2 protein-coding genes are annotated in these 4,164 nt (G+C 68.2%); both read left to right on the forward strand.

All coding sequences use genetic code 11. The features are described 5' to 3' along the window. On the forward strand, positions 1-872 hold an 872-nt coding region (locus HGO92_RS24920; protein ID WP_502305996.1), incomplete at its 5' end, for a phosphoketolase family protein. 1 nt (position 873) lies between these two features. Further along, positions 874-4,131 carry a beta-phosphoglucomutase family hydrolase gene (locus HGO92_RS24925; protein ID WP_169998994.1) on the forward strand — a complete coding sequence of 1,086 codons (3,258 nt, stop codon included), beginning with the start codon at positions 874-876 and terminating at the stop codon, positions 4,129-4,131. Positions 4,132-4,164: the final 33 nt, after the last annotated feature.

Here is a 4,164-nt window from a genome sequence, read left to right on the forward strand (position 1 = left end):
CCTCCCTGAACTACCTGTTGACCTCCCACGTCTGGCGGCAGGACCACAACGGTTTCTCCCACCAGGACCCGGGCTTCATCGACCATGTGATCAACAAGAAGTCCGACGTCATCCGGGTCTACCTGCCTCCGGACGCGAACACCCTGCTGTCCGTGGCCGACCACTGCCTGCGCAGCCGCCAGTACGTCAACGTCATCGTGGCCGGCAAGCAGCCGCAGCTGCAGTACCTGGACATGGCCGACGCCATCGTGCACTGCACCAAGGGCATCGGTATCTGGGACTGGGCCAGCACGGATTCAGGTGCCGAACCCGACGTGGTGATGGGCTGCGCCGGGGACGTGCCGACGATGGAAACCCTGGCCGCCGCGGACATCCTGCGCTCCCGGTTCCCGGACCTGTCCATCCGGGTGGTCAACGTCGTGGACCTGCTGCGGCTGCAGGACGACGCCGAGAACCCGCACGGCCTGGCGGACCGTGAGTTCGACGCCCTGTTCACCACGGACAAACCGGTAATCTTCGCCTACCACGGCTACCCGTGGCTGATCCACCGCCTCACCTACCGGCGCACCAACCACGGCAACTTCCACGTCCGCGGCTACAAAGAGGAAGGCACGACCACGACACCGTTCGATATGTGCGTGCTCAACGAGATCGACCGGTTCAACCTGGCCATCGACGTCATCGACCGGGTGCCGCGGCTCAAGGACATCTCGGCGCACGTGCGCGAGGAGCTGAAAAACAAACTCATCGAGCACCGCCAGTACATCCGAACCCACGGCGAAGACATGCCCGAAATCAGGAACTGGCAATGGACGGCCAAGCCAGGACCCGCCAACCGGCCCGCCGATGAAGCCCGAGAGGAACCCGTTTAGCATGACCTCCGTCCGGCCCGGTGGACTACACTCGCCCCAGCCCCCCGCGCACCACACCGCAGTGCCCTATGACGCGGTGCTCTTCGACATGGACGGGGTCGTCACCCGGACCGCCAGTGTGCATGCGGCGGCGTGGAAGGAGCTCTTCGACTCCGTCCTGGCCGACCCGAGATCCGGCGTGGCAGCGGACACTGCCCCATTCGACGCAGACCGGGACTACCGGCTTTACGTGGACGGGCGGAGCCGCGAAGACGGCATCCGCGCCTTCCTTGCCTCCCGCGGCATCCGGCTTCCCGCAGGGAGCGCGGAGGACGGACCAGATGCCTGGACCGTCGCCGGACTGGGGGCCCGCAAGAATGACCTGTTCCTGGCCGCACTGGCCCGGGACGGTGTCAGCGCCTATCCGGGAACCGTCGCGCTGCTGGAACGGCTGCGCGACGGCGGCATACCTGTCGCACTCGTCACCGCCAGCCGCAACGCGCAGGCTCTGCTGGAGGCCGCGGGCCTGGAGCCGGCGTTTGATGTGATCGTCGACGGCCAGGTGGCCGCGGATCAGGGTTTGCCCGGCAAGCCGGATCCGGCGATGTTCCTCGAGGCAGCCCGCCGGCTCGGCGTGCCGCCTCAGCGTGCCGTGGTCATCGAGGATGCCGTGTCAGGGGTCCAGGCCGGCCGCGGCGGCGGTTTCGGACTGGTGGTCGGGATCGACCGCACGGGGTACCGGGAGCAACTGGAGGCCGCGGGCGCCGACATCGTCTTGGGCGATGTCGGCCAACTGGATCTGGGCGCCTCGCGCACCGACCCCTGGACGCTGGTCTACGAAGGATTCGACCCGGCGCACGAGGGCCACCGGGAGGCCCTGACCGCCCTGGGCAACGGGTACATGGCCACGCGCGGTGCGCGCCCGGAGCACCGCGATGACGGGACCCACTATCCCGGGACCTACCTGGCAGGGGTCTACAACAGGACTGCGGGCATCATCCACGGCCGCGAAATGGAAGAGGAACACCTGGTCAATGTCCCCAACTGGCTGCCGGTGGACGTGCGCATCGGCGAAGGCCCCTGGTGGTCCACCGGGGACATGAACGTCCTGGAGGATCGAAGCGAACTCGACCTGCGCCGCGGCGTGCTGACCCGACATGTCACCCTCACCGGACCGGGGGGCGAACAGCTCACCGTCGTGCAGCGGCGGCTGGTCTCGGTGGACAACCCCCATCTGGCGGCGCTTGAGACGACCCTGACGGCCCGTGGCTTCAACGGCGCCGTGAGCCTCCGGGCGGGCATCGACGCCGAGGTCGCCAACACCAACGTCCACGACTACGCAGGCACCGGCCAGATGCATTTGACTGATCCGGTATTCACCGAGACGGACGGCAGCACCGTCCTGTGCGAAGTGGTGACCAACCAGAGCCGGATAAGCATTGCCCTCGCCGTACGGACCGTCTTCGCCGGTGGCCCGGCGGTCACGCCGCGCGACGCCGAGCGCGACGGCGGACGATACGGGCGGCAATTCGATCTCCGGCTGGCCGACGGGCAGTCCGCCACCATGACCCGGACCGTGGCCCTGGCCACCTCCCGGGATCATGCCATCTCCGCTCCCGCGGCTGGAGCCCTGACGGAGCTTGCCCGGCACGGCACCGGCTTCGGTGTGCTGCTCAAGGACCACGAGGCGGCCTGGCGGCGCCTGTGGGACCGGTTCGGGATTGACCTTGATGCGGACCCGCAGTCCCGGCTGGTGCTTAACCTGCACGTGTTCCACCTGCTGCAGGCAATTTCCGGGCATACTGCCGCCCTGGATGCCGGCGTGCCCGCACGTGGGCTGCACGGGGAAGGCTACCGCGGGCATGTCTTCTGGGACGAGCTGTTCGTCCTGCCCGTCACCGGACTGCGGCTGCCCGAGGTAAGCCGGGCCCTGCTGGAGTACCGCTGGCGCCGGCTGGACGCCGCGCGGGCCGCCGCCCGCGCCGAAGGCCTCAACGGCGCCCTGTTCCCCTGGCAGAGCGGCAGCGACGGGCGGGAGGAAACGCCCCGGCAGCTGTACAACCCCCGCTCGGCCCGGTGGATGCCGGATAACTCCAGCCGCCAGCGCCACGTCGGACTCGCCGTCGCCTACAACGCCTGGCAGTACTTCCAGGTTACGGGCGACCGCGACTGGCTGGCCGCGCGCGGCGCGGAACTGATCATCGAGGTGACCCGGATGTTCGCCTCCCTGGCCACCTTCGACCCGGCCGAGGACAGGTACCACATCGCCGGCGTGATGGGACCGGACGAGTACCACGACGGCTACCCCGACGCGCCCGGGGCCGGTTTACGCGACAACGCCTACACCAACGTCCTGCTCTCCTGGGTCTGCGACCGCGCTGCCGACGTGCTGCGGGAACTGGCAGGCCACCCCGGCGACGATCTCGCCGACCGGCTGCACATCAGTCCGGAGGAGATCAGCCGCTGGTCCCGGCTCGGTTCCAGGCTCGCCGTCCCCTTCCATGCCGACGGCGTCATCAGCCAGTTCGACGGGTACGAGGACCTGCTCGAACTGGACTGGCCGCGTTACCGCGCCAGGTACGGCAACATCGGGCGCCTCGATTTGATCCTCGAAGCCGAAAACGATGCCACCAACCGGTACAAGCTGGCCAAGCAGGCCGACGTGCTGATGCTCATCTACCTTCTCGGGCCCGCCGGCGTGACCGGCCAGCTGCGCCGGCTCGGCTATCCGGCCACCGAAGAGGACCTGGAACGCACGGTGGATTACTACCTCTCCCGCACGGCAGAGGGTTCCACGCTCAGCCGTGTGGTGCATGCCTCGGTGCTCTCCCGGTTTGACGCATCCCGGGCCTGGCAGGTCTTCCGCGAAGCCCTGATCGCCGATCTGGATGACACCCAGGGCGGCACCACGCGCGAGGGAATCCACCTGGGCGCGATGTCCGGGACGGTCGACATTGTTATCCGCTCCTTTGCCGGCCTGCAAACCGAGGCCGACGCGCTGACCTTCGCTCCCCGGCTGCCCGCCCACCTGGGAACAGCCGGATTCCAGGTCCAGTACCGGGGGCACCGCATCGACGTGCACCTGGACACAGAACACCTCCGGATCCGGCTGCAGCCCTGCACCGCGCCCGCCGTCCGGATCGGCGTCGCAGGAAACTACGCGCTGCTCGCCGGCGGCGACGAAAAGAATTTCCCCGTAGCCTCAACACCGGGACTATCCGGGCCGGCACCAACCACAAAACCAACAACGCAACCGCAATCAGGAAGGACAAGCCCATGAGCAAGACCAGAGTGGCCGTCAACGGATACGGGG

It is taken from the genome of Crystallibacter degradans, assembly GCF_012952295.1.
Taxonomy (GTDB): domain Bacteria; phylum Actinomycetota; class Actinomycetes; order Actinomycetales; family Micrococcaceae; genus Crystallibacter; species Crystallibacter degradans.

What these genes read in the sequence shown, in the direction of transcription:
- HGO92_RS24925 (WP_169998994.1), top strand. Translation starts at nt 874, where the DNA reads ATGACCTCCGTCCGGCCCGGTGGACTACACTCGCCCCAGCCCCCCGCG.